A 24,621-nucleotide genomic window follows, 5' to 3' on the forward strand; every position below is an offset into this window, starting at 1 on the left:
TCATCCAGTTGGAAAAGGCTCTAAGAGCCCCCGGACAAATTTGTAGTGCTGGCGAAAATTACGCTTCGCCTGTGGAGACGTTGAGACGTTATGAATAAGGTCGATCGCGATATCGCAAACCTGCCGGACACGACTGTTTCGGTGAAAGAAAAATTCGGTTTCGATTCAGAAATGGTCGTGCCCGCCTATTCGACACCGGGCGACCATGTGCCCGATTTCGATCCTGACTATCTCTTCGACAAGGCCACCACCTTGGCCATTCTTGCGGGCTTTGCCTACAACCGGCGCGTCATGGTGTCGGGCTATCATGGCACAGGCAAGTCGACGCATATCGAACAGGTGGCGACGCGCCTCAACTGGCCTTGCGTGCGCGTCAATCTCGATAGCCATGTCAGCCGTATCGACCTTGTCGGCAAGGATGCGATCGTCGTTCAGGACGGCATGCAGGTCACGGAATTTCGTGACGGAATCCTGCCCTGGGCCTATCAGCACAATGTCGCACTCTGCTTTGACGAGTATGACGCTGGACGCCCGGACGTGATGTTTGTCATCCAGCGCGTTCTGGAAGCCTCTGGCCGTCTTACCCTGCTTGACCAGAGCCGTGTCATTCGCCCGCATCCGGCATTTCGCCTGTTTGCCACCGCCAACACGGTCGGTCTCGGTGACACGACGGGCCTCTACCACGGCACCCAGCAGATCAACCAGGCTCAGATGGACCGCTGGTCGATCGTGACCACGCTGAATTATCTGCCCCACGACAATGAGGTCGCCATCGTTCTTGCCAAGGCCAAGCACTATCGCAACGCCAAGGGCAACGAAATCGTCAACAAGATGGTGCGCGTTGCCGACATGACGCGCTCAGCTTTCGTCAATGGCGATCTGTCGACGGTGATGAGCCCGCGTACAGTCATTACCTGGGCCGAGAATGCCGAGATTTTCAGCGATGTCGGCATGGCGTTCCGGCTGACATTCCTCAACAAATGCGACGAACTGGAACGTTCCCTGGTGGCCGAGTTCTACCAGCGTGCCTTTGGTGAGGATTTGCCCGAATCATCGTCCAATGTGGTGCTGGGCTAAAAGCATGGTTGCGGAGCGATTCATGTCTCTTCGGTCTGGACCATGTTTCAGGGAATAATCGATGGCCGGACCCGGCGACAATACACGCGGCAAACCGAAAACGGGCACTGAAGCCGACAGCTTCAGGCGCGCTGTTGGTGTGTGTATGCGCGCCATATCGGGCGACAAGGAACTGGAAGTCAGTTTCGCCAAGGACAAGCCCGCGCTGGCCGGCAATCGTGCCCGCCTTCCAGAACTGGCCAAGAAACCATCAAAGACAGATATAGCCGTCACGCGTGGCCTGGGTGACTCGATGGCGCTGAAACGCGCCTGTCATGACGCGCGCGTCCACACCAGAACTGGCGCCGGAGGGCAAGCAGGCCCGCGCCATCTATGATGCGGTCGAGCAGGCCCGCGTCGAGGCAATCGGCTCGCGGGCTATGGACGGTGTTGCCGACAATATCGGCGTCATGCTGGAAGACAAATACACCAAAGCCAATCTGTTCGATGTGAAGAACCGGGCTGACGCGCCATTGGAAGAGGCGCTGGCGCTAATGGTGCGCGAAAAACTTACCGGACGCGCCGTGCCGAAGAGTGGCGAGCGCATGGTTGACCTGTGGCGGGGCTGGATCGAAGACAAAGCTGGCACTAATCTCGACGGCTTGACCGACAAGCTTGGTGACCAGCAGGCTTTCGCGCGCGTCGTTCGCGATATGCTTGCTTCGATGGACATGGCTGAAGAACTCGGTGACGAAGACGATCAGGACGATCAGGACGAGGACGACAACGAGCCGCAAGGCGAAGACCAGAGCGAGGAAGGCAGCGAGGACGATACGGGTTCCGAAGAGTCCGAAACCGAGGACTCCGACGGCTCTGACGACGATCAATCCGCAGAGACCGAGGCCGCTGACGCAACGTCTGAAGACCTTTCCGACGAGGACGAGGATGAGGCGGAGACACCTGGCGAAACGCGCCACAATGACGACCCCTTCGCCAGCCTGTCAAAAGATGTAAATTACAACATTTTCACCAATTCCTTCGATGAGACGATCGGCGCCGAAGAACTCTGCGAGGAGGAGGAGCTGGATCGTTTGCGCGCCTTCCTCGATAAACAGCTCGCAAATCTTTCCGGCGTTGTCGGGCGTCTTGCCAACCGCCTGCAACGGCGATTGATGGCGCAGCAGAACCGTTCGTGGGATTTCGACCTTGAAGAAGGCTATCTCGATCCTGCCCGGCTGGTGCGTGTGGTCATTGATCCGATGCAGCCGCTTTCCTTCAAGCAGGAGCGCGACACCAAGTTTCGCGACACCGTCGTTACATTGGTGCTCGATAATTCCGGGTCCATGCGCGGGCGGCCGATCACCGTCGCAGCAACTTGCGCCGACATCCTGGCGCGCACACTGGAGCGTTGTGGCGTGTCGGTGGAAATTCTCGGCTTCACCACCCGCGCGTGGAAGGGCGGGCAGGCACGCGAGAAATGGCTGAAGGATGGCAAGCCGCCAAATCCCGGCCGTCTCAATGATTTGCGCCACATCATTTACAAGTCTGCCGATATGCCGTGGCGGCGGGCGCGGCGCAATCTCGGCCTGATGATGCGTGAAGGCCTGTTGAAGGAAAACATTGATGGCGAGGCCCTGTTATGGGCGCATCAGAGGCTTCTGGGGCGGCCCGAGCAACGCAAGATCCTGATGATGATCTCGGATGGCGCGCCGGTTGACGATTCGACCTTGTCGGTCAATCCGGGCAACTATCTCGAACGCCATTTGCGCGCCGTTATCGAGTTGATTGAGACACGCTCTCCGGTGGAGCTACTCGCCATCGGCATCGGCCACGATGTAACCCGCTATTACCGGCGTGCTGTTACCATCGTCGATGCCGAAGAACTGGCTGGTGCCATGACAGAGCAGCTTGCCTCGCTATTTGGCGAAGAGACCGAGCGCGACCGCCAGAGCGGCGGAATGCGGCGGATTTCGTGAGAACGGGCATCTTCACCTTCAATCGTCTGATGACAGGGCTTGTAACGGGCATTCTGCTGGTTTCAGCCCTTTCCAGCGCGCTGGCGCGCAGTGACGTTGAACGATTCGACGTTTCGGTTCGCCCTATCACCCGTTTCGAGATCGGCAGGGATGCGACGGAGTTCGGGCCGCTGGAGTTTGTCGGGGGTTTAGAGATGACCTCGGCAAGCCCTGACTTCGGCGGGCTGTCCGCGATGCGCTTTCTCAAGCCCGGCAGCGATTTCATCGGCGTCGCCGACACCGGCTTCTGGTTCTTTGGTTCGATCACTCACGATGGAAACCAACGCCCCGCAGGTGTGGTGAATTTCCAAATGCAGCAGATGGTCGATAGCCACGGCAAACCCATCAATGAAAAATGGGCGGTTGATGCCGAGGGTCTTGCCGCCAAGGATGGCGTTGCAACAGTAGGTTTTGAGCGCAATCACCGTGTGGCCCAGTTCCGGATTGATCCGAACAATATGCAAGCACCATTCAAGCAACTCGATTTTCTGGTTCCGGCCAAGGAACTGCGCCAAAATCGAGGTTTTGAAACGGTTACGCATTCGAGGGCAAATGATCGGCTCGGTGGCGCGCTGGTGGTGGTCTCGGAGAGAAGCCTCGACAAGGCAGGCAACATCTTTGCCGCGATTATCGAAGGCCCCGGGAAAGGCATCTTCACTGTAAAGCGAAATGGCAATTTCGATATTACCGATGGCGCGTTCCTGCCCAATGGCGACCTGCTTCTTCTGGAACGCAGTTTTTCGATTGCCGACGGCGTACGGATGCGGCTCAGGCGTATTGCCGGCGCCAGCATCGTCAAGGGCGCTGTCGTTGATGGCCCCATCCTCATGGAATCTTCGATGGCCTTCCAGATTGACAATATGGAAGGTATGGACGTGTGGACACGCGAAGACGGGGCGATGATGGTGTCGCTGATCTCCGATGACAACCACTCCATTCTCCAGCGAAATCTCTATCTTGAGTTTGTCCTGCACGACGACTGATCGCGTTTTCAACCGCCGATTTGTGCCCCACTCTACCCTGCCTGACATCTCCCCTCAGGCGGGGAGAACAGCTTCACTTTGTCTTTGGCCAATCACCACGCCGATAGCGACGTATTGACCTATTCTCTAACGATCCCTATTTGAAGCCGGTTAAGGGTTGGGAAGCCCCTGCCATCCGCGGCCCTCATTGGCTTTGGTGAAGCTTCTCGCGAGCATTGGAACCAATAAGTGATCTCCATTTTTTTGGAATGCGCCGATGCTCAATTGCAGTGATAGAGCGTCCGTCTTGTGTCCAATTGAACGCACGGCGCTCTTGTGAACTGTTCGTTTCTCCCTGTCGATGCGACGGCTGAAACGGCAATGCGGAACCCGTTTGACAATGCCGATCGTCAATCGCGAAGGAGCGAATTCATGACCTATGGTTACAATACACGAACCAATACCGGCACACCCAACAGGGATGATGCCATTTCCGGCTACAAGGCCAGCGCCAAGCGGTTGCGCATGGCACTGGCTGAGGATGGCGTTGAAATCAGCCACGCCCGGGCACTCGAACTCATTGCCAAGCAAAATGGTGCGCGCGACTGGAATACGCTTTCAGCACAACCCGTCGATGCGCCTGCCAGCGAGGTTTCGACGATACCGTTTGCGGTCGGCGAGATGGTTGGCGGCACCTTCAACGGGAACGCGGCGCATGGCCGGGTTATTGGGCTGGAAGAAACGATCAAGCCAGACTTGTGGCGTGTGACGGTGGCTTTCGATCCGCCGGTAAATGCGGCGACATCGAAACTGTTTTCGGCCGAGCGTCGCCGTGTGCAGATGGTGGTGGGTGCCGATGGCCGCTCGCGACGGTTGACCGGAACCGAAACCGGCGTGATGGAACTGAAAAGAGCCTGATCGCGCGGCGAGCGCGCAATCCAGCGAGAAAGGCGGCCTGGCAAGGTCGCCTTTCTTTTGTTTGCGCCTTTGTGTAAAGCGTGTACGACAATCTTGCGCAACGAAAATACGGGCAAAAGCCATGGACAAGTTTAACAAGCTCACCGGCGTCGCTGCGCCTTTGGCCATCGTCAATGTCGATACCGACATGATCATCCCCAAGGATTATCTGAAGACGATCAAGCGCACCGGGCTTGGAAAAGGTCTGTTTGCCGAGATGCGTTACAATGAAGACGGTTCGGAAAATCCCGACTTCGTGCTCAACAAGCCAGCCTATCGCAATGCGCAGATTCTGATTGCCGGCGATAATTTCGGCTGCGGATCAAGCCGCGAACATGCGCCGTGGGCGCTGCTCGATTTCGGCATTCGCTGCGTGATTTCCACCTCTTTTGCCGACATTTTCTACAATAATTGCTTCAAGAACGGTGTTCTGCCGATCACTGTCAGCCCGGAAGACCTTGAAAAGCTGATGGATGACGCGTCGCGCGGTGCAAATGCCACCATTTCGGTCGATCTTGAAGCCAAGGAAATTCGCGGCCCGGATGGCGGCGTTGTTACGTTCGACCTCGACGACTTCAAACGCCATTGTCTCTTGAATGGCCTTGATGACATCGGCTTGACGATGGAGAAGGCCAGTTCAATCGCCAGTTTTGAGAAGAAAAACGCAGAGATGCGCCCCTGGGCCTGAATCCTGTCAGAGACAGTTTCAAGTTCCGATAATTTCGAAGCGGTCGACATCGACCATCCCCTTGTCGGTGATTTTCAAATGAGGAATCACCGGGAGGGCAATGAATGACAGTTGCAGGAATGGCTCTTCCATCGCTGATCCGAGTTCGATGGCGGCTTTTCTGAGCGTTCTCAACTCATCTCGCACTGTCTCATAGCTGGCGAGGCTCATCAGGCCCGCAATCGGCAATGACAATTCAGCCAGAACCGCGCCGTCTTTAACCACGACGAAGCCACCTTCGATCTTGCCCAAGCGGTTTACGGCCACGGCAATGTCTTCATCCGAAACACCAACGACGCAGATATTGTGGCTGTCGTGGCTGACGGTTGAAGCGATTGCGCCGTGTTTAAGACCGAAACCATGTACGAATCCGGTTGCAATGTTGCCGTTCTTGCCATGACGCTCGATAACCGCAATCTTGACGACATCGCGTTGAAGATCGACTTCAACGCCGTTAGTTCCGACATTCAGGTCGACATTCAGGCTTTCGGTGATGATCTTGCCGGGGATAATGCCGATGGCGCGTGTCTGACCGCTGTTGGACGAGGCACGGAAGTCTGCTGCCTGTACAGGCTGGGCCTTGACGCTATGGCGGCCAACCGGTGCGATATTTCGGCGTGATGCGAACAACTCATCAGAAACGATCCGTCCGCCGGAAAGCACCATTTCGGCGCGACATTCTTCGAGATTGTCGATTACGGCGAGGTCGGCGCGCCAGCCCGGTGCAACCAGTCCGCGGTCTTTAAGCCCGAAGGCGCGGGCAGCGGAAATGCTGGCTGCGCGGTAGATGGCAAGCGGCGCGACACCCGCAGTGATTGCAGTTCGGATCATATGATCGAGGTGGCCGTGATCGGCAATATCGAGCGGGTTTCGGTCGTCTGTACAAAGCGCGATGAAGGGCGAATTGCGTTCGGTTATGATCGGCATCAGGGCATTGAGGTCTTTCGACACCGACCCTTCACGCACCAGAATGTGCATGCCCTTGCGCAATTTCTCGAGCGCCTCATCAGCCGTCGTCGTTTCATGGTCGGTGCGGATGCCGGTTGCCAGATAGGCGTTGAGGTCAAGGCCACGCAACAGCGGCGCGTGGCCATCTATGTGGCGTCCCTGGAAGGCTTCCAGCTTGCTCATGCAGACGGGATCTTTGGCCAGTACGCCGGGAAAGTTCATGAATTCGGCAAGGCCGATGACCTTGGGGTGGTCGGCCAGAGGCAGCAGGTCATCGACGCCGAGTTCGGCCCCTGAGGTTTCCAGATGCGTTGCCGGTACGCAGCTCGAAAGCTGAACGCGGATGTCCATGATGGTTTCAGCGGCGCTGTCCAGAAAAAAGTGGATGCCGTCAAGGCCAAGCACATTGGCGATCTCGTGGGGATCGCAGATGGCGGTGGTGATACCGCGCGGCAGGACGCAACGGTCAAACTCATGCGGCGTTACCAGTGAGGATTCGATATGGAGATGCGTATCGATAAATCCGGGCACGACAATGCGCCTCGCAATATCGACTTCGCGGACGCCTTCATAGGTACCACAGGTGCCAACGATACGATCGCCGCAAATGGCGATGTCGCTTGATACCAGTTCACCCGAAACGAGATCGAAGAAGCGGCCCCCTTTCAACACCATGTCGGCTGGTGCGCGCCCGGCACCCTGATCGATCATCTGCTCCAGCATAGCGCCCATTTCTGCCTCACTTCGTCATTTTCATGTCGTGATCAAATCACGCTTTGTCTCTCGACCTTCATGCAATCGGCGGTGGAAAACCGGTCTCCGGTTGTTCTGAAACAGCCCTGCAATATGCGCTGAGTATCAGCACATCCTGTTCAAGTGCAATTCCGGCTTGAGAGGAACCAGCGACTGCGTTGAGCCGAGGAAGTTTGGCTGCCGCTTGATTGATGATGGACTTGCACCCGCGTGTTGCATAATTTTGCCGAAGCGCTGCCCATATTGGCGTTGCATCGCGCTATTGATGGGCCAAGCAACGCAGGCAAATGTCGGGAGGTCATGCTCTATGAAACTCATAACGGGATTATTCGTGTTGGCACTGGCTGCCACTGGGTTTTGCATGAGCGCCCTTGCACAGGATAGCACCCCGCACCCATTCCCTTTGCCGGTGGGACACTGACAATCGAGCAGCCCGAGGAATATGGCGAGAAGATCGTCGCCTTCGACGGCAAGGAACTGGCGCGCAACTTTTATGTCTTTTTCAACGGTATCGTCAAAGTCGCCGGGGTCGATGTGGCGCTGTTTGAGGTGGGTGATGGCGGCAACGCCTGTGGCCCGGCCATGGTCATGATATGGAAGCCCGAAGGCGGCGCTATTCGCAGAGCCGGCATTGGCGAGGACGATTGCGGGGCGCCACCTGCTGGTATCAGCTCCGATGCCATTTATTTCGTGCCGTGGCTTTTGCCCGGTGCTTCCGCGCAAGTGAAAAAGTGGTCACCGGTAGATGGATTTACGTTGGCCGGAACGCTGACCTATACACCCGATCCGGGCAGCGGTTGGGCCGATATTGACCCGGCCAAATATCAAAATATCATCGATGCTTTTCACAATGAGGCGGTTTATGGCGCGGCCCGCAAGCTGCTTGGCAACAAGATTACCGACATGGCGACGAGCCTGCTGGTTGGCGGCGGCACGGAAAAAACATCATCCGGCATTTTCTACGCCAGAGGTTGTGTGCCCCATGATTGCGGCGGCAATGACGGCTTCATGGCAATCGATGTCAAAGCAAGAAAGCTCTATTTCGCGCGCATGACCGCCAAGCCACAACCCGATGCCTGGCCCGCGCTGAAAGCGTGGCCGGCAGAGTTGCGTTCTACCATGAAGAAAGCGCTAACGCCGCCGCAATAAGAAAAGGCGTCGCATGTCGAGCGGAGTTGGAAGACGAAGGATATCATGCGCAAATTGATCTCGACTGGCTCGCCTTTCGAAAAGACCGCCGGTTATTCGCGTGCAGTGGTGGAGGGCGACTGGTGCTTCGTTTCAGGCACCACCGGTTACGACTATGCAACGATGGTCATGCCGGAAACGGTTGAACAACAGACCCACAATTGCATGGCGACAATTTCAAAGGCGCTGGATGAGGCTGGCTTTGCCCTGACTGATGTGGTGCGGGTGCACTACTACATCACCGAGACTGCTTTCGCCGATCGTATTTTTCCGATTCTGGGCACCTATTTTGGTGCCGGCCGACCGGCGGCGACGATGGTTGTGTGCGGTCTCATAAAGCCCGAGATGAAAATTGAAATCGAAGTGACGGCCCTGCGGCGGTCAGAGAGGAAGGACATATGACAGTCAAACGCATCGTCGCCAATATCGACACGCAAGACATTGCCGCGGCACAACGCTTCTATGGTGACGTGCTGGGGCTTGATGTCATCATGGACCACGGTTGGATCACGACCTATGGTTGCGGGGAGCGCATGAGCGTGCAAATCAGTTTTGCCAGTGAGGGCGGATCGGGTACGCCGGTGCCTGACCTGTCGATTGAAGTCGATGATGTGGACGCGGCATTTGCGGACATGACGAGCGCCGGTTTTATCGTCGAATACGGACCGACTGATGAACCCTGGGGTGTAAGGCGATTTTTCGTGCGCGACCCATTTGGCCGTTTGGTCAATATCCTTTCACACCGCTGACATCTTTGCGCACCCTATCCGGGTCGGACTTGCGAAAGTGAGCGATGGCGTTTAGCAAGACTGCGGTTCAGTAAATTTCCCGGACGGTTTTCCATGACATCGAAATCTCTTTTCCTGCTTGCCGGTGATGGCATCGGCCCCGAGGCGATGGCCGAAGTCAAGAAGCTGATCGGCACCATGAACGATAAGTTCGGTGCTGACTTCGTTACCGACGAGGGGCTGGTCGGCGGATGCGCCTATGACGCGCACGGACAAGCGATCTCCGATGCCGATATGGAAAAGGCACTGGCGGCTGATGCGGTGTTGTTTGGGGCTGTTGGCGGTCCGAAATGGGACCCGGTGCCCTACGAGGTCCGCCCCGAAGCGGGATTGTTACGGTTGCGCAAGGATCTGGAGCTTTTTGCCAATCTGCGTCCCGCGATCTGTTACCCGGCGCTCGCAGCCTCCTCCTCGTTGAAACAGGAAGTCGTCGAAGGGTTGGACATACTGATCGTGCGCGAACTGACCGGTGGCGTCTATTTCGGCGAACCAAAACAGATCATCGATCTGGGCAATGGCCAGAAACGCGGCATCGATACGCAAGTCTATGACACGTTCGAGATCGAGCGTATTTCAGGCGTAGCCTTTGAGCTTGCGCGCACGCGCAACAATCACGTTACGTCGATGGAAAAACGCAATGTCATGATGTCGGGCGTTTTGTGGAACGACGTGGTGACGGCAATTCACAAGGCCAAATATGGGGATGTGAAGCTTGACCACATGCTGGCCGATGCAGGCGGCATGCAATTGGTGCGCTGGCCGAAGCAGTTCGACGTGATCGTCACCGACAATCTGTTCGGCGACATGCTTTCCGATGTGGCGGCGATGCTGACCGGATCGCTTGGCATGCTGCCATCGGCTTCACTGGGCGCGCCCGATGCCAAGACGGGCAAACGCAAGGCGCTCTATGAACCGGTCCATGGCTCCGCACCCGATATTGCCGGCAAAGGCATTGCCAACCCGATTGCGATGATGGCTTCCTTTGCCATGTGCCTGCGCTATTCGTTCGAGATGGTTGGTGAGGCCGATCGACTGGAAGCGGCTATCGCTGCGGTGCTCGATGATGGCCTGCGCACTAAGGACATCATGTCGGACGGCATGACCGAAATTGGCACATCCCGGATGGGTGAGGCCATCATCACCAAGTTCCTGGCGGCTTAATCTACCCGCTTTTTGATTTCCTGGGCTTTGCTGGCCCGGCCTTGTCGAATTTCGGCTTGGCCGGTTTCTTCGCCCATGAAGCAGGGGCAGATGTGTTGGCGGATGACTTGTCCATCCTGGCTGGTTTGCGCTTCACAGAGTGCGGGCCGGATTTTGCCTTGCCACGATGTGGTTTCTTGTCGGCGCGCGGGGCGTTGTAGCCTGCTCTCGACAGATCGGGCACGCCATCCAGCCGCTTTACCGCAATGCTTCCCTGCAACTTCTTGTCCGGGCCGATTGCCGTGAGAAACCGCTCGGCGCAATCTGCCGCAATCTGCACGAAGGTTTCTTCCGGCTGCATCTTGATCGCGCCGATCTCGCGCTTGGTGATGCCACTTGTCCGGCATAACATCGGTATTAGCCAGCGGGGTTCAGCGTTTTGCCTGCGGCCGATGGACAGTGAGAACCAGACGCTTTCACCAAAATCATCGCGACGATGCGTTGAACCACCATCTCTGGCGCCGCGTTCGCCTTTGTCCGCCGAAGGTCTGAATGGCGCAACCTCCATGAGATCCTCGGGAGCCGAGCGACCGGCACGAAAGAGGCGCACGAATGCCGCAGCCACCTGTTCGGCCCCGTGTTTTTCAAGAAGAGCGGAGAGAAATTCGCGCTCTTCATCTTTCACCGGCTCGTCAAAGGCCGGATCGGCAAGGATGCGCTCGTCGTCGCGGCGCAGCACGTCGTCGGCAGATGGCGGATTTGCCCAGGTCGCCGATATACCGGCATTTTGCAGCAGGCGCTCGGTCCGCCTGCGGCCATTGTTCGACACAATCAGCGCACTGACACCTTTGCGCCCGGCGCGCCCGGTGCGCCCGCTGCGGTGCAGAAGCGTTTCCGGGTTGGTTGGCAGGTCAGCATGGATGACCAGTTCGAGATTGGGCAGGTCGATGCCGCGTGCTGCCACATCAGTGGCGATGCAGACTTTGGCACGGCCGTCACGCATGGCCTGCAAGGCATGGCTGCGCTCGTTCTGGCTCAATTCGCCTGAGAGCGCCACGACTGAGAAGTTGCGGTTGTTGAAGCGGGCGGTGAGGTGATTGACGGCAGCGCGCGTGTTGCAAAATACCAGTGCGTTCTTGGCTTCATAGTAGCGCAAGACATTGATGATGGCATTTTCGCGGTCCGCAGGGGTGACGGTCAGGGCGCGGTATTCAATGTCGAGATGCTGGGACTCTTCACCAGCCGCGGTGATGCGCACCGCATCGCGCTGGTAGCCTTTGGCCAGCGTGGCAATGGCCCGTGGCACGGTCGCGGAAAACATCAAAGTGCGACGCTCAGCAGGCGCGGCATCCAGAATGAATTCGAGATCCTCGCGAAAGCCGAGGTCGAGCATCTCGTCTGCTTCGTCGAGTACCACGGCACGCAGCGCCGACATATCGAGAGCGTTGCGGGTTATGTGGTCGCGTAGCCGGCCCGGCGTGCCGACGACGATATGAGCGCCTCGTTCAAGGGCTCGGCGCTCCGAGCGCATATCCATGCCACCGACACAGGATGTCACTACCGCACCGGTCATTTCATAAAGCCATTCCAACTCCCGCTTCACCTGCAAGGCAAGCTCCCGCGTGGGGGCAATAGCCAGTGCAAGCGGTGCGCTGGCGCGCTCAAAGCGCTCTTGCTTGCCTAGAAGCGTTGGTGCCAGTGCAAGGCCGAAAGCCACGGTCTTGCCGGAACCCGTCTGGGCCGAAACCAAAGCATCAGCCTCGCCAAGCCCGGAACCCAGAACAGCCTTTTGAACGGATGTAAGCGTGGTGTAGCCGCGCTTTTCCAACGCCTTGGCAAGTGCTGGAACAATCCCGTCGCGTTGTGGGTCTTCGGAGTCGGTCATTTTGATCTTTCGGAGTTCGGTTGGGCGCATTTGGCAAAGTGCGTCGAAGAATGAGCATTGCCGAGGCAAAGTATGCCGTGCGCCGCAGTTGTCGGCGTTCGTACTTCGCCGCGCACGCATTGTACAGGGTGGCACCAAACAGTGCGGCGCAATTGACTCTTGGCGCAAAGTGCGTAAAAGCCGCTCCGAACAGGAATTTTCCAATGCGCGGCCTTTTGATGGCGCTTGTTACGCTCGATTTCCCCGGATACGGAGCTGCGGTTCCGCGTGAGCGTGCGCGTACATTCCTGCTTTCGACAAAAACCACGGCCAAGAAATCGACCGTCACCACGGTTTGATCTGCGCTGGCCTACTCGCTCCCTCCCGGGTCCGGCCAGATGAGGTCAAGACTGGAGGGTGGCAAGGCCTGTATCGGTTGCAGGTCTTTCCAGACAAGGCAAGCTGAGAGCGACAGGAGATTTTTCGATGGGTTTCAAGATAGCGGTTGTCGGAGCTACGGGTAATGTAGGGCGCGAAATGCTCAACATACTCGAAGAGCGCGGGTTTCCTGTAAGCGAGGTCGTGGCACTTGCCTCGCGGCGCAGCCTGGGGACGGAAGTATCATTTGGCGACAAGACGCTGAAGGTCAGGCCGCTCGACCAGCATGACTTTTCCGATACCGATATCGCGATCATGTCGGCTGGCGGCAATGTATCGAAAGAATGGTCACCGAAGATCGGCAAGCAGGGTTGTGTCGTCATCGATAATTCATCGGCCTTCCGTTATGATGGTGAGGTTCCGTTGATCGTGCCGGAGGTCAACCCGGATGCGATTTCGGTGTTCACCAAGAAGAACATTATCGCCAATCCGAACTGTTCAACCGCACAGCTTGTTGTGGCCCTGAAGCCGTTGCATGACGCGGCAACCATCAAGCGCATCGTTATCTCCACCTATCAGTCGGTATCGGGGGCAGGCAAGGAAGGCATGGATGAGCTGTTCACGCAAACCCGTGCGGTGTTCGTTGCCGATACTGTCGATGTGAAGAAGTTTACCAAGCGCATTGCGTTCAACGTCATCCCCCATATCGACGTTTTCATGGAAGACGGAACCACCAAGGAAGAATGGAAGATGGTGGCCGAAACCAAGAAAATGCTGGATCCCAAGATCAAGCTGACGGCGACGTGCGTGCGCGTGCCGGTGTTCATCGGTCATTCCGAAGCCGTCAATATCGAGTTCGAAAAGCCGATCACGGCGGATGAAGCAAGGGAAATTCTGCGCGAGGCGCCAGGTTGCCAGGTTGTCGACAAGCATGAGGATGGCGGCTACATCACGCCGATCGAATCGGCAGGTGAAGACGCCACCTATATTTCGCGTATCCGCGAAGATTCGACGATCGACAACGGCCTTTCAATGTGGATCGTTTCCGACAATCTGCGCAAGGGCGCGGCCCTCAACGCGGTTCAGATTGCCGAACTGCTGGTCGCGCGCGGGCTGATTCAGCCAAAGAAGAAGGCGGCCTGAATTTTCCCTCCTCATGCAGGTGGTGAGAATGATTGCCCGTGCAGGCGAGGCTGAGATCGGGTGCCGGTACGGACGTCGCCGGTACTTGTCTTGAGCAGGCATGCTGATGGCGGCATGGTAAATTTCCGATTCATATCGTTTTCAATTCGTGCGTTTAATGCCATTGATAAGCCTCGTTGGGATCAAATCCTTGATTGGGTCGTTTAAGTTACAGTTCGACATGCGTAGAAATGTTCGAGAGGAACTGAAATGAACAAGGTTGTCGTGTTGATGGCACTGCTGTTGCCGCTTGGTGCCTGTTCGCAGACCCAGCAGGGTGCGGCTGTTGGCGGGCTTGGAGGTGCTGCTATCGGTAGTGCCGTGGCATCGCCGGGAAACCGGGCTGAAGGTGCGCTGGTCGGCGGCGCAATAGGTGCAGTTGCAGGCGCTTTGATAGGTCAGGCCAATGAACCCAACCGGTGCCGCTACCGCGACCGTCGCGGTCGGGTTTATGTTGCGGATTGTCCGCGCGGTTATGATGATGGCTATGACGACTACGACGGTTACGATTATAGCCGCCGCAATCAGGATCGTCGATATTCCAGGCGCCGCCGCGGTTATTACTGATTGAAGCGCCGGATTCGAGAGATCAGGAGATACCGGCAATTAGAGCCGGAAGTTTTCCAAGATCGTCAATCTTGTGAAATCTCGGATCGCCTTGCGGTTCGTCGGCATGTTCGATGACCCATGTCAGGGGGTGGGGCACATAAACGCCCCAACTGCCGGCCTCGATTGCCGGTACAATATCTGACTTGAGCGAATTTCCGACCATCATGCTTTTGTGCGGTCCCTCGCCGTGACGGGCGAAAGCCCGCTCATAGGTTGCACAAGTCTTGTCGCTGACAATCTCCACGGCATCGAACATATCGCCAAGGCCGGATGCGGCAAGTTTGCGCTCCTGATCGAACAGGTCGCCCTTGGTGATAAGAATAAGTCGGTAGCGCCCTGCGAGCGCTTCCATCGTTTCGTACACATGTGGCAGGATTTCGACTGGATGGGCCAGCATTTCGCGACCGGCGGCAAGAATGCCGTCAATGGCCTTGCTACTCACGCGCCCTTCAGTGACCATGATGGCCGTCTCGATCATCGATAGCGTAAAGCCCTTGATACCGAACCCATAGAGCTTGAGTGTTCGCTTCTGGACAGCAAGCAATTGATCGGACACATGCTGGGGGTCGGCATGCTCGCCGAGCAGATCAACGAAGCGTTGGCGGGTCAGCGTGTAAAACTGCTCATTTTGCCAAAGCGTGTCATCGGCATCGAACCCGATCGTCGTCAATCGCGTGGTGTCTTGCATGACCTGCCTCTAAATCATGAATCTGCCCGAACACAATAGTTTTGAGCGGGATGCGGGAGTTTAGAGCAGGATACGGGCAGAAAACCATACGCACATTTCTGGAGTTGATCTTGCGCCGATCATGCAGGGCTTGGTACAAATGAAAACGGCGAGCCTTGGCCCGCCGTTTCGAATACGCAATGGTTTGATCGTCAGGAAGCCGCAGCTTCTTCCGCTGGTGCCTCTACTGGTGCCTCTGCGGGAGCAGATGCATCGGCAATCGCGGCGGCGGCATCTTCCTGAGCCTTCTTCAGCAGCGCGTCACGCTCCTGTGCCTTCTTGCCGGGCTGTGCCTTGGTTGGGTTGTTGCGCGCGTCGCGCTTGACCAAACCTGCTTCGCTCAGGAAACGTGCAACGCGGTCGGTCGGTAGCGCGCCGTGGCCCAACCAATGCTTGACGCGGTCGGCGTCGATCTTGACGCGCTCACCATCCTTGGGAAGAAGCGGGTTCCAGGCACCGATTGCCTCGATGAAGCGACCGTCGCGCGGCGAACGCACGTCGGCGACAACGATGTGATAATAGGGGCGCTTCTTTGAGCCCGCGCGGGCCAGTCTGATTTTCAGTGCCATGATTTTCTCCTAAAAGCTCTGATATGTGGATTGGTTTGAAAGTCTGTCTTCAGCCGGTATTAGTCGCGTCGCCGTTTGAAGCGGCGATGTTTTCGTGGTGACGGATTACTTCGCGGATAACGAAATTCAGGAATTTCTCCGCGAAATCGGGGTCGAGATGTGCATCCTTGGCCAGAAGGCGCAGCCGTTCGATCTGCTGGGCTTCGCGCGACGGATCCGCAGGTGGCAGGCCGTGGGCCGCTTTCAAGACGCCAACCGCCTTGGTGCAGCGGAAGCGCTCGGCCAGCATGTGGATAAGGGCCGCGTCGATATTGTCGATAGAGGCGCGGTAATCGGCAAGCGTCGCTTTGGCTTCAGCAAGGTCTTGATCTTCGCTCATCACGTCCTCACTTCTTCTTGCCAAGGCCGGGCAGGCCGCCATTCACGGGGCCGGGAAGCTTCATCCCGCCGGGAAGACCGGGCAAGCCACCGCCGCTGGGGAGACCGCCCGGCATGCCTTTCATGCCGCCAAGCCCGGAAGCTTGAGCCTGCTTTTGCAATTCTTCCAGTTGTTTCGGGTCCATCTTCGACAGATCGGGCATACCACCCATGCCGCCTGCAAGGCCACCGAGGCCCATCTTGGAGGCAAGGCCGCCCATCATGCCACGCATCATGCCACCGCCTTTGCCCTTGCCGCCCATCGCCTTCATCATGTCGGCCATGCCGCGATGCATCTTCAACAGCTTGTTGATTTCGGCGGCGTTCGTGCCGGAACCGGCAGCAATACGCTTCTTGCGGGAATGCTTGAGGATGTCGGGATTGGATCGCTCGGCCTTGGTCATCGAGGAAATGATCGCAAGCTGACGCCCGAACATCTTGTCATCGAGCCCGGCAGCGGCGATCTGGTCCTTCATCTTGCCCATGCCGGGCATCATGCCCATGATGCCGCCCATGCCGCCCATCTTCGACATTTGCTGGAGCTGCTGGGACAGGTCGTTCAGATCGAACTTGCCCGACTGCATCTTCTTGGCCATCGCCGCCGCCTGTTCGGCGTCGATGTTTTCTGAAGCCTTTTCGACAAGGCTGACAATGTCGCCCATGCCGAGAATGCGATCGGCAATGCGCTTGGGGAAAAATTCCTCCAGCGCGTCCATCTTTTCACCAGTGCCGATCAATTTGATCGGCTTGCCGGTGACAGCGCGCATGGAAAGAGCCGCGCCACCGCGCCCGTCACCATCCATACGGGTCAGCACAAGGCCGGTGATGCCAACGCGCTCGTCGAAACTCTTGGCGAGGTTGACCGCATCCTGACCAGTCAGAGAGTCGGCCACGAGAAGGATTTCGTGAGGCGACGAAGCCTTCTTGATGTCATCCATCTCGACCATCAGCGGCTCGTCGATATGGGTGCGGCCAGCGGTATCGAGAATAACGACGTCGTGACCGCCAAGCTTTGCTGCCTGAACGGCGCGTTTGGCAATGTCGACCGGTGTCTGGCCAGCGATGACCGGCAAGGTTGCAACCGCTACCTGCTCACCTAGCTGGCGAAGCTGTTCCTGCGCGGCGGGACGACGCGTGTCGAGCGACGCCATCAATACCTTCTTGCCCTGACGTTCGCCCAGGCGCTTGGCAATCTTTGCCGAGGTCGTTGTTTTGCCCGAGCCTTGCAGGCCGACCATCATCACCACGACCGGGGCCGCAGCGTTGAGATCGATCGCCACGCCTTCGGCGCCAAGCATGTCGACCAGTTCGTCATGGACGATCTTGACGACCATCTGGCCGGGTTTGATCGCCTTCAATACTGCCGCGCCGACAGCCTTTTCACGGACCTTGTCGGTAAAGGAGCGCACGACTTCAAGTGCGACGTCAGCCTCAAGCAAAGCGCGGCGAACCTCGCGCAGCGCGGCAGCGACATCGGCCTCCGACAACGCACCGCGCCCGGTAAGACCATTGAGTATCGAGCCAAGGCGCTCTTGAAGCGATTCGAACATTCTAATCCCTTTTCTCCGGCATCGACCTGATGCCCGAGAGGTCGTGTGTCCGCACAATCTTTTCAAGAAACCGATGGGCAATAACCCAAAACCAAAAAGCACCCGGGGGCGCATGGCGCTGCCGGATGTTGGCCTCCAGGATCGTTTTACAGCTCAAGGCCAAAAGGCCACAGCGTCCCGGTCAGCTTTCGCGAAATTCAGTCGTCGCGGAATTTCGCTGGTGTAGACAAGAAAAGCAGCAAAGAGTCAAGAGCGCGGCGGGTTTGTCGCCACTAACCGTGGTCCACTGCAACCTTGAGCGGTGAGCGCGGGTGCATGAGCAAGAGCAGCGTAAGCGCACTGGACACAAAGCCGATTGCAGTGATGAGGAAAGCGTCGCCGGTCGTCCAGCCCGTCCCTTCAAGCGGCATTGCCGTAAATAACGAAAAGGCGTTGTAACTTTCCTGATGCGAGATCAGCAGAAAGCCGGTGAGATTATTGCCGAGATGGGCACCGAAGGCAGCGCCAAGGTTGCCGGTGATGTAAACGAGGATCATCAGAACCAGCGCGAACGCGCCTATGGAGGCCAGACCGGCAAAATTCATGGAAGGTGTCGAGGTCGTGCTCCAGTGCAACGAAACAAATATGAGAAGCGGCAACAGGCCCCATATGAGCGGGCTGCGAAAACGGTTTGCGAGGCCGCGCGGCAGATAGCCGCGAAACAGCAGTTCCTCCGACGAGGTTTGCAGAAAAGTTAGTGCCGCTATCGGAAGCAGGAACAGCAACCATGAAGTCAGGGCGATGGTTCCGCGCTGAATATCAGGCTGCATCATGAAGAGCAGCACCTCGGAAAAAAGCGAGGTGATGAAGACAGCAACAAGCCCTTTGAGAAAAGCTGGCCATGAAATGTGGAGAGTGTTGCCGAATAGTGCGCCAAGAGGTTCCTTGTGTACCCAGCGCATGGCAACCCAGACACCGATCCAGATTCCGGCAAATGACAGAAGTGCGGTGAGAATGCCCGCCGGTGAAGACATGAAGGTCTTCATCAGTTCCGTCGGCAATTCCATGCCCGCATTCACTTGGCGCATGGAATAGAAATAGACGCCTGCCGTGATGGCAGCGAGCGTCGCAAGCACCCAGAATATGACGATGATGACCAGGCCAACCAGAAGGCGTGGCAAGGTGTTTTTCTCGTTTGACGAGCGGGAATACCGCCTGAAAGCTTCCGAATCGATCCCCACGCACGCCCCCGAAAATTGTGTCAGGGCGCATGCCTAGCGCATGCATCGGCAAAGTTGAATGGTTTGCTCAGTGCAATCGCTGGCAAGGTAAATGGTTTCGTGGGTGCTTGGCTGTCGTGCAGGCTCGAAATTCTCCCGCCGCGAAATCGAACGGCGTTGTGTTAACAATGCTACGAGACGCTAACCGTGATGCCATAATTTGCGCTTGATCCGGGGACAGAGAGCATCGATTCCACGGAATATGGTCAAACGGCGGTGACAAGTCAGGGTTTCACTGGCAAATTCGCGCCGGGACGTGATTCAAGCAACGACGTGATTCAGGCAACCAGGAGAACAATATGGCATTTCTTGCCAAGGGAAAGTTTTTGCTGCAGCCGCAGTTGGGCTGCTTATGATTGCCACCGGCGCGCAAGCCGCCGGAAAATGCGGTAACAACGGAAACGGATTTAACGCATGGCTTGCGGCCTATAAAGCCGACGCAGGCGCACGCGGTATCGACACCGGCCCGTTGCGCGGAGCCAGATACGATAAGGGTGTTATTCGCATCGACCGTAGCCAGCACAAGGCGTTCAGAGGGACTGTCGAGCAATTTCTCGCCCGCCGTGCGCCCGCTTCCTACGTCAGGAAGGCGAAGGGCTATATGAAGTCGCAAGGAAAGCTGCTGCGCAAGATCGAGGCTCGCTTCGGTGTGCAGCCGGAGGTTCTTCTGGCCATATGGGGCATGGAGACAGGTTTCGGCGCAAACTCCGGCAACAAGAGTGTGTTCAGCCCCTGGCTACGCTCGCCTATGATTGCCGCCGCTCGGCCTTCTTCACCCATGAACTGGATTCAGCGTTGGTAATTGCCCAGAAAGGCTACATCTCCGCTGCGCAAATGAAGGGCGCAGGCTTTGGCGAACTCGGCCAGACGCAGTTTTTGCCGTCCAAATATCTGCAATTTGCGGTCGATTACGATGGCGATGGCCGTCGCGATCTCATTCATTCGCGCGCGGACGTACTGGCTTCGACTGCCAATTTCCTTCGTGGACATGGGTGGAGTGCTGGCGGTGGTTACAGACCGGGCCAAACCAATTACAGGATCTGGAACGACTGGAATCGGGCAACGATCTACCAGAAGGCCCTGGCCGAGTTTGCACACAGGATTGCTAACTAAAACAGCAACCCGCGTGACGGAGAAGCGGAGGTCAAACCCGCTTTCCGGCTTTATCGAACCAATGCAATTTTTCAGCCTGTGCGACCACGCGCAGGCTGTCGCCAACTTTAACAGTGGTACGCCCGGCAACGCGAACGACGATATCGTTGCCCCATGCCACGCAATGAAGATAACTTTCCGCGCCTACCGGTTCGACTGCCTTGACGGTTGCCGGCAATGTCAGCGCACCGGCGTGGGCCTGTGCGTCCGAACTTACATCTGCGTCTTCGGGGCGAAAGCCGATTATAACTGCACTGGTTGCCGATGCTTGTATGCCAAGCTGTGTTTTATCGGCAAATACCGGCCCGGACGCTGCTTGTGTGAATGACAGCAGGTTCATCGGTGGTGCGCCGATAAATGAGGCGACAAAGGTCGAGGCGGGCTTTTCATAAATATCAAGCGGTGCGCCGACCTGCTCAACCAGCCCGCCATTCATGACAACCAGAATATCGGCAAGCGTCATGGCTTCGAGTTGGTCGTGCGTGACATAGACCGATGTGACACCAAGCGAGCGCTGCAAATTCCTGATCTCTACACGCATCTGGCCGCGCAGTTTGGCGTCGAGATTACTGAGCGGTTCATCGAACAAAAAGACTTTGGGGTTGCGCACGATAGCACGCCCCATGGCGACGCGTTGGCGCTGCCCGCCTGAGAGTTCACGCGGACGCCGGTCAAGCAAATGTTCAAGCTCGAGTGTTTTGGCGGTTGCGCACACCCGGCTTTCGATCTCGGCTTTCGGCGTACCGCGATTGCGCAGACCGTAAGCCATGTTGTCGTAAACCTTCATGTGCGGGTAAAGCGCATAATTTTGAAACACCATGGCGATGTCACGATCAGTAGGACTGATCTCGTTGACCTCCTGACCATCGATGGAGACGGTGCCACCGGAAATGGTTTCAAGCCCCGCAATCATTCTGAGCAATGTCGATTTTCCGCAGCCGGACGGTCCGACCAGAACGCATAGCTCCTTGTCGGGTATGGCGATGGAAACGCCTTTCACGGCTTCGACCCCGCCGGGATAGACCTTCTTCACATCTTTGAGATCAATTGTCGCCATCGGCTATTTCTCCGAATCCACGAGGCCGCGAACAAACCAGCGCTGCATGGCTACGACGACGAGGATCGGCGGTACAATTGCAAGCATGGCAGTGACCATGACCAGATGCCACTGGGTATCGGCATCGGCGAACGACACCATTTTCCTCAGAGCAATGACGATGGTGTTCATTTCATTGCTGTTGGTGACGAGGAGCGGCCACAGATATTGCGTCCAGCCATAGATGAAGAGAATGACGAAAAGTGCTGCGATATTGGTGCGCGACAACGGCAGCAGGATATCGAAGAAGAAACGCCAGGGGCCAGCACCATCGACGCGCGCGGCCTCGACCAGTTCGCCGGGTATGGTCATGAAGAATTGGCGAAACAACAGCGTGGCGGTTGCAGAGGCGATCAGGGGAATGATCAGGCCGGCATAGGTATCGACCAGGCCAAGATCGACCATGACTTTGTAGGTTGGCAGGATCCTGACCTCCACGGGGAGCATCAGCGTGATGAAAATGAGCCAGAAGAACACCATCCTCAGCGGAAAGCGAAAAAAGACAATGGCATAGGCCGACAGGATCGAAATGATGATCTTGCCGATGGCAATACCCAGGGCCATCACCGTGGTGTTGAACAAAAGCACATCGACACCGACACCGCCGATGCGGGTAACGCCGCCGGTTAGCGCGTCAACATAATTGTGCCAAAATTCTCCACCGGGCAGGAGGGGCAGGGGAGGACGCAGGATTGTTTGCAATGTGTGCGTCGAGGCAACGAAGGTGTAGTAGATCGGGAAAGCCACGATCAGGATGCCGAGGATCAGCACCGCATGGGCGATGAAGGTGCGGGTGCGTGTCGAGCCGATCATCTGGTCAGCCTGCGTGTGCGATCCCAGTGCGTTCTCACTGGCCCGTTTTTATGGAAGGCTGTGGTGGCGGTTTGTCTCTCAGCCATAATGGACCTTCTTTTCCACGTAGCGAAACTGGATTGCGGTGAGTGAGATGACAATGGCCATCAGGATCACCGACTGTGCCGCGGAATCGCCGAGGATCAGATTGACGAAGCCGTCATTGTAGACCTTGTAAACCAACGTTTCCGTAGACTTGCCCGGACCGCCGCCGGTAACGGCGTGGATGATGCCGAAGGTGTCGAAAAATGCGTAGGTCGTGTTGATGACCAGCAGGAAAAAAGTGGTCGGCGCAAGCAATGGAAAAACGATGGTCCAGAAGCGCTTGGTTTCTCTTGCCCCGTCCATCGCGGCAGCTTCGATCAATGCCTTTGGTATTGCTTGCAGGCCGGCAACAAAGAACAGAAAATTATAGCTGATCTGCTTCCATGACGCGGCTGTGACGACCAGCATCATCGCGTCGGTGCCGTTGAGTAGAGGATCCCAGGCAATTCCTGCCCTGCGCAACAGGACGGCCAGCGAGCCGATCGACGGATTGAAGAGAAAGAGAAACAGCATACCGGCAATCGCCGGTGCTACCGCATATGGCCAGATCATCAGCGTGCGGTAAAAGCCCTTACCACGCACCACCTTTTCAGCCATGACGGCAAGCAGCAACGCTACGCTCATGGCAACGAATGCGGTGGCCAGCGAGAATACCACCGTCACCTGGATCGAATTGACATAGGCTGGATCAGACAGCACTTTTCGAAAGTTGGCCAAACCGACGAATCTCGATCTCAGGCCGAATGGGTCTTCCTTGAGCATCGATTGATAAAGCGCCTGCCCCGCCGGCCAATAGAAGAAAATCAGCGTGATGGCGAGCTGCGGCGCAACCAACAGATAGGGCAGATATCGATTTGGAAAGACGACACGCGAACTCATGGCAAATGCCCCATGTTGCGGCATTCACCATGTGGCCGTGCAGCCCTGCGTTCGGTGTAGCGCTCCTTGAAATGAGCGGACAATAATGTAGCGGCAAGCCGCCAGCCTCTTCCTTTGTGAGAGAAGCGACTGGCGAGCCTGAGAGGCGCGATGCAGCAGGGTAGAATCATGAGAAACGAGGGTGTGCCTAATTCCCCATCGCATCCTTGATAGCTGCATCGCCGCGCTGGACCACACTGTCGAGCGCCTGCTGGGCGCTCTGTTCGCCGGCCAACATTTTCTCGAACTCCTCGTTTTCGATATCGCGCACCTGTGGCAGGTTGGCGAGGCGAACACCCTTGGAGTTCTCGGTTGGCGCTTTGCCCATCATTTGCAGGATCGGCGTTTCGCGGCCGGGGTTCTTGTCATAGAAGCCTGACTTCTTGGTGGCTTCATAGGCTGCGAGCGTGACAGGCAGGTAGCCTGATTTCTGATGCAGATATTCCTGCACTTCGGTTTTCGAAAGATAATCGAAGAAAGCGGCAACGCCCTTATACTGCTCGTCGGACTTGCCGCCCATTACCCATAGGCTGGCACCACCGGGAATGGTGTTTTGCGGGGCACCGGGCGCATCAGAATCATAGGGCAACTGACCGATGCCATAATTCATGCCTGACTTGACGATGTCGCCCAGTCCGCCGGACGATTCGGTCAAAATTCCGCATTCGCCAGCAAGGAAAATCTGCTTGGCTTCTGAAGTGCGGCCGCCATATTTGAATGTGCCATCCTTGGCCAGATCGGCAAGCGCCTGGAAGTGGTTGACGAAAATCGGTGCATTGAGCTTGAGTTCGACCTCGCCACCGGCAAGTCCGTTTTCATTGGTGCCGTATGGAACATTGTTCCAGGCGGCGAAATTCTCGAGATGAATCCATGTCAACCATGTCGAGGTGTAGCCGCATGGAGCCGCACCGCTTGTCTTGATCTTTTTGGCCGCATCCCAAACCTCGTTCCAGGTTTTTGGCGGGTTGTCGACATCGAGACCGGCTTTCTGGAAAATATCCTTGTTGTAGTAGAGGATTGGCGAGGATGAATTGTAGGGAAAGGACAGCATGGTGCCGTCCGGCTTGGAGTAGTAGGCTACAATGCCGGGAAGATAGGCGCTTTTGTCGAATTTCAAACCTGCGCCTTCAAGCACGTCAGCGACCGGCTTGACCGCACCTTCGGCGGCCATCATGACGCCGGTGCCAACGTCGAAAACCTGAATGATGTCAGGTGATTGACCCGCACGGAAAGCGGCGATACCGGCGTTCAAGGCTTCCGGATAGGTGCCTTTGAAAACCGGAACGATCTCGTAGTCGCTCTGGCTGGCGTTAAAATCCTTTGAAATCTTTTCGACCACTTCGGCGTTGGCGCCGGTCATGGCATGCCACCAGCTGATCTGGGTAGCTGCAAGGGCCGAGGTTGTGGAATAGAGGGCGAGCGAGGCGGCAATGCCGGTTGCTAGGCCAAGAACTTTCATCTTCGTCTCC

At 56.9% G+C, this 24,621-nt stretch carries 21 protein-coding genes and 3 pseudogenes; 13 read left to right on the forward strand and 11 right to left on the reverse strand.

The features are described from left to right. The first annotated feature begins 90 nt into the window (after positions 1-90). The 5 genes and pseudogenes from cobS to leuD all read left to right on the forward strand — a co-directional run bounded on the left by cobS (position 91) and on the right by leuD (position 5,678). Positions 91-1,077: a cobaltochelatase subunit CobS gene (cobS, locus tag AC0L7S_RS09115; RefSeq protein ID WP_473474022.1), complete on the forward strand. Its 987-nt coding sequence runs from the start codon at positions 91-93 to the stop codon at positions 1,075-1,077. A gap of 61 nt (positions 1,078-1,138) precedes the next feature. Beyond that, positions 1,139-3,032 (forward strand): annotated as a pseudogene (cobT, locus tag AC0L7S_RS09120) (cobaltochelatase subunit CobT). A 29-nt stretch (positions 3,033-3,061) separates the two neighbouring features. Further along, positions 3,062-4,054 carry an esterase-like activity of phytase family protein gene (locus AC0L7S_RS09125; protein ID WP_473474240.1) on the forward strand — a complete coding sequence of 331 codons (993 nt, stop codon included), beginning with the start codon at positions 3,062-3,064 and terminating at the stop codon, positions 4,052-4,054. 411 nt (positions 4,055-4,465) lie between these two features. Continuing rightward, complete coding sequence (locus AC0L7S_RS09130) at positions 4,466-4,951, forward strand: glyoxalase superfamily protein (protein WP_473474023.1); 486 nt, start codon at positions 4,466-4,468, stop codon at positions 4,949-4,951. 121 nt (positions 4,952-5,072) lie between these two features. Beyond that, positions 5,073-5,678 (forward strand): 3-isopropylmalate dehydratase small subunit, encoded by a 606-nt coding sequence (gene leuD, locus AC0L7S_RS09135; RefSeq protein WP_473474024.1) that lies wholly within the window; start codon positions 5,073-5,075, stop codon positions 5,676-5,678. Between the two features lie 18 nt (positions 5,679-5,696). Here the strand turns inward: leuD and ade are convergent, their stop codons facing one another. After that, positions 5,697-7,397: an adenine deaminase gene (gene ade / locus AC0L7S_RS09140; RefSeq protein WP_473474025.1), complete on the reverse strand. Its 1,701-nt coding sequence runs from the start codon at positions 7,395-7,397 to the stop codon at positions 5,697-5,699. Positions 7,398-7,952: 555 nt separating this feature from the next. On the opposite strand from ade, the gene AC0L7S_RS09145 reads away from it, so the two are divergent. From AC0L7S_RS09145 to leuB, 4 genes are all read left to right on the forward strand, one after another. Continuing rightward, positions 7,953-8,567, forward strand: coding sequence for a hypothetical protein (locus tag AC0L7S_RS09145; protein ID WP_473474026.1), 615 nt, complete (start codon positions 7,953-7,955; stop codon positions 8,565-8,567). Between the two features lie 45 nt (positions 8,568-8,612). Then, a complete protein-coding gene (locus tag AC0L7S_RS09150) occupies positions 8,613-9,008 on the forward strand; it encodes a RidA family protein (RefSeq protein ID WP_473474027.1) in 396 nt (131 codons plus the stop codon). Further along, positions 9,005-9,355: a VOC family protein gene (locus tag AC0L7S_RS09155; RefSeq protein WP_473474028.1), complete on the forward strand. Its 351-nt coding sequence runs from the start codon at positions 9,005-9,007 to the stop codon at positions 9,353-9,355. The genes AC0L7S_RS09150 and AC0L7S_RS09155 overlap by 4 nt, the downstream gene beginning before the upstream one ends. Positions 9,356-9,448: 93 nt before the next feature. Continuing rightward, positions 9,449-10,555 carry a 3-isopropylmalate dehydrogenase gene (gene leuB, locus AC0L7S_RS09160; RefSeq protein ID WP_473474029.1) on the forward strand — a complete coding sequence of 369 codons (1,107 nt, stop codon included), beginning with the start codon at positions 9,449-9,451 and terminating at the stop codon, positions 10,553-10,555. A gap of 1 nt (position 10,556) precedes the next feature. On the opposite strand, the gene AC0L7S_RS09165 is transcribed toward leuB, so the two are convergent. Continuing rightward, positions 10,557-12,419 (reverse strand): DEAD/DEAH box helicase, encoded by a 1,863-nt coding sequence (locus AC0L7S_RS09165; RefSeq protein WP_473474030.1) that lies wholly within the window; start codon positions 12,417-12,419, stop codon positions 10,557-10,559. Positions 12,420-12,622: 203 nt separating this feature from the next. Between AC0L7S_RS09165 and AC0L7S_RS09170 the strand changes: the two genes are divergently transcribed. The 3 genes and pseudogenes from AC0L7S_RS09170 to AC0L7S_RS09180 all read left to right on the forward strand — a co-directional run. Then, positions 12,623-12,757, forward strand: a complete 135-nt coding sequence (locus AC0L7S_RS09170) for a hypothetical protein (protein ID WP_473474031.1) — start codon at positions 12,623-12,625, stop codon at positions 12,755-12,757. A 127-nt stretch (positions 12,758-12,884) separates the two neighbouring features. Then, a complete protein-coding gene (locus tag AC0L7S_RS09175) occupies positions 12,885-13,919 on the forward strand; it encodes an aspartate-semialdehyde dehydrogenase (RefSeq protein ID WP_473474032.1) in 1,035 nt (344 codons plus the stop codon). 249 nt (positions 13,920-14,168) lie between these two features. Continuing rightward, a pseudogene (locus tag AC0L7S_RS09180) lies at positions 14,169-14,435 on the forward strand (glycine zipper domain-containing protein); the annotation flags it as partial. Positions 14,436-14,547: 112 nt separating this feature from the next. Here the strand turns inward: AC0L7S_RS09180 and AC0L7S_RS09185 are convergent. The 5 genes from AC0L7S_RS09185 to AC0L7S_RS09205 form a co-directional block, all read right to left on the reverse strand. Next, on the reverse strand, positions 14,548-15,255 hold the full coding sequence (locus AC0L7S_RS09185; RefSeq protein ID WP_473474033.1) for an HAD family hydrolase: 708 nt from the start codon (positions 15,253-15,255) through the stop codon (positions 14,548-14,550). 191 nt (positions 15,256-15,446) lie between these two features. Continuing rightward, the gene (gene rpsP / locus AC0L7S_RS09190; protein ID WP_473474034.1) at positions 15,447-15,863 is read right to left on the reverse strand and encodes a 30S ribosomal protein S16; all 417 of its coding nucleotides are present in this window, start codon (positions 15,861-15,863) and stop codon (positions 15,447-15,449) included. Positions 15,864-15,912: 49 nt separating this feature from the next. Continuing rightward, positions 15,913-16,242, reverse strand: coding sequence for a chorismate mutase (locus tag AC0L7S_RS09195; protein WP_473474035.1), 330 nt, complete (start codon positions 16,240-16,242; stop codon positions 15,913-15,915). 7 nt (positions 16,243-16,249) lie between these two features. Further along, the gene (gene ffh / locus AC0L7S_RS09200; protein ID WP_473474036.1) at positions 16,250-17,830 is read right to left on the reverse strand and encodes a signal recognition particle protein; all 1,581 of its coding nucleotides are present in this window, start codon (positions 17,828-17,830) and stop codon (positions 16,250-16,252) included. Between the two features lie 272 nt (positions 17,831-18,102). Continuing rightward, positions 18,103-19,050 carry a lysostaphin resistance A-like protein gene (locus tag AC0L7S_RS09205; RefSeq protein ID WP_473474037.1) on the reverse strand — a complete coding sequence of 316 codons (948 nt, stop codon included), beginning with the start codon at positions 19,048-19,050 and terminating at the stop codon, positions 18,103-18,105. Positions 19,051-19,441: 391 nt separating this feature from the next. Here AC0L7S_RS09205 and AC0L7S_RS09210 point away from each other — a divergent pair. Next, positions 19,442-20,202, forward strand: a pseudogene (locus tag AC0L7S_RS09210) (lytic murein transglycosylase). Between the two features lie 31 nt (positions 20,203-20,233). Here AC0L7S_RS09210 and AC0L7S_RS09215 read toward each other — a convergent pair. From AC0L7S_RS09215 to ugpB, 4 genes are all read right to left on the reverse strand, one after another. After that, on the reverse strand, positions 20,234-21,298 hold the full coding sequence (locus AC0L7S_RS09215; protein ID WP_473474038.1) for a sn-glycerol-3-phosphate import ATP-binding protein UgpC: 1,065 nt from the start codon (positions 21,296-21,298) through the stop codon (positions 20,234-20,236). 3 nt (positions 21,299-21,301) lie between these two features. Next, a complete protein-coding gene (gene ugpE, locus AC0L7S_RS09220; protein ID WP_473474039.1) occupies positions 21,302-22,150 on the reverse strand; it encodes a sn-glycerol-3-phosphate ABC transporter permease UgpE in 849 nt (282 codons plus the stop codon). A gap of 78 nt (positions 22,151-22,228) precedes the next feature. Next, a complete protein-coding gene (gene ugpA, locus AC0L7S_RS09225) occupies positions 22,229-23,113 on the reverse strand; it encodes a sn-glycerol-3-phosphate ABC transporter permease UgpA (RefSeq protein ID WP_473474040.1) in 885 nt (294 codons plus the stop codon). Between the two features lie 187 nt (positions 23,114-23,300). Beyond that, positions 23,301-24,611, reverse strand: a complete 1,311-nt coding sequence (ugpB, locus tag AC0L7S_RS09230; protein ID WP_473474041.1) for a sn-glycerol-3-phosphate ABC transporter substrate-binding protein UgpB — start codon at positions 24,609-24,611, stop codon at positions 23,301-23,303. Positions 24,612-24,621 lie beyond the last annotated feature (10 nt).

The sequence above is a fragment of the Mesorhizobium sp. G2-6-1 genome, from assembly GCF_055809095.1.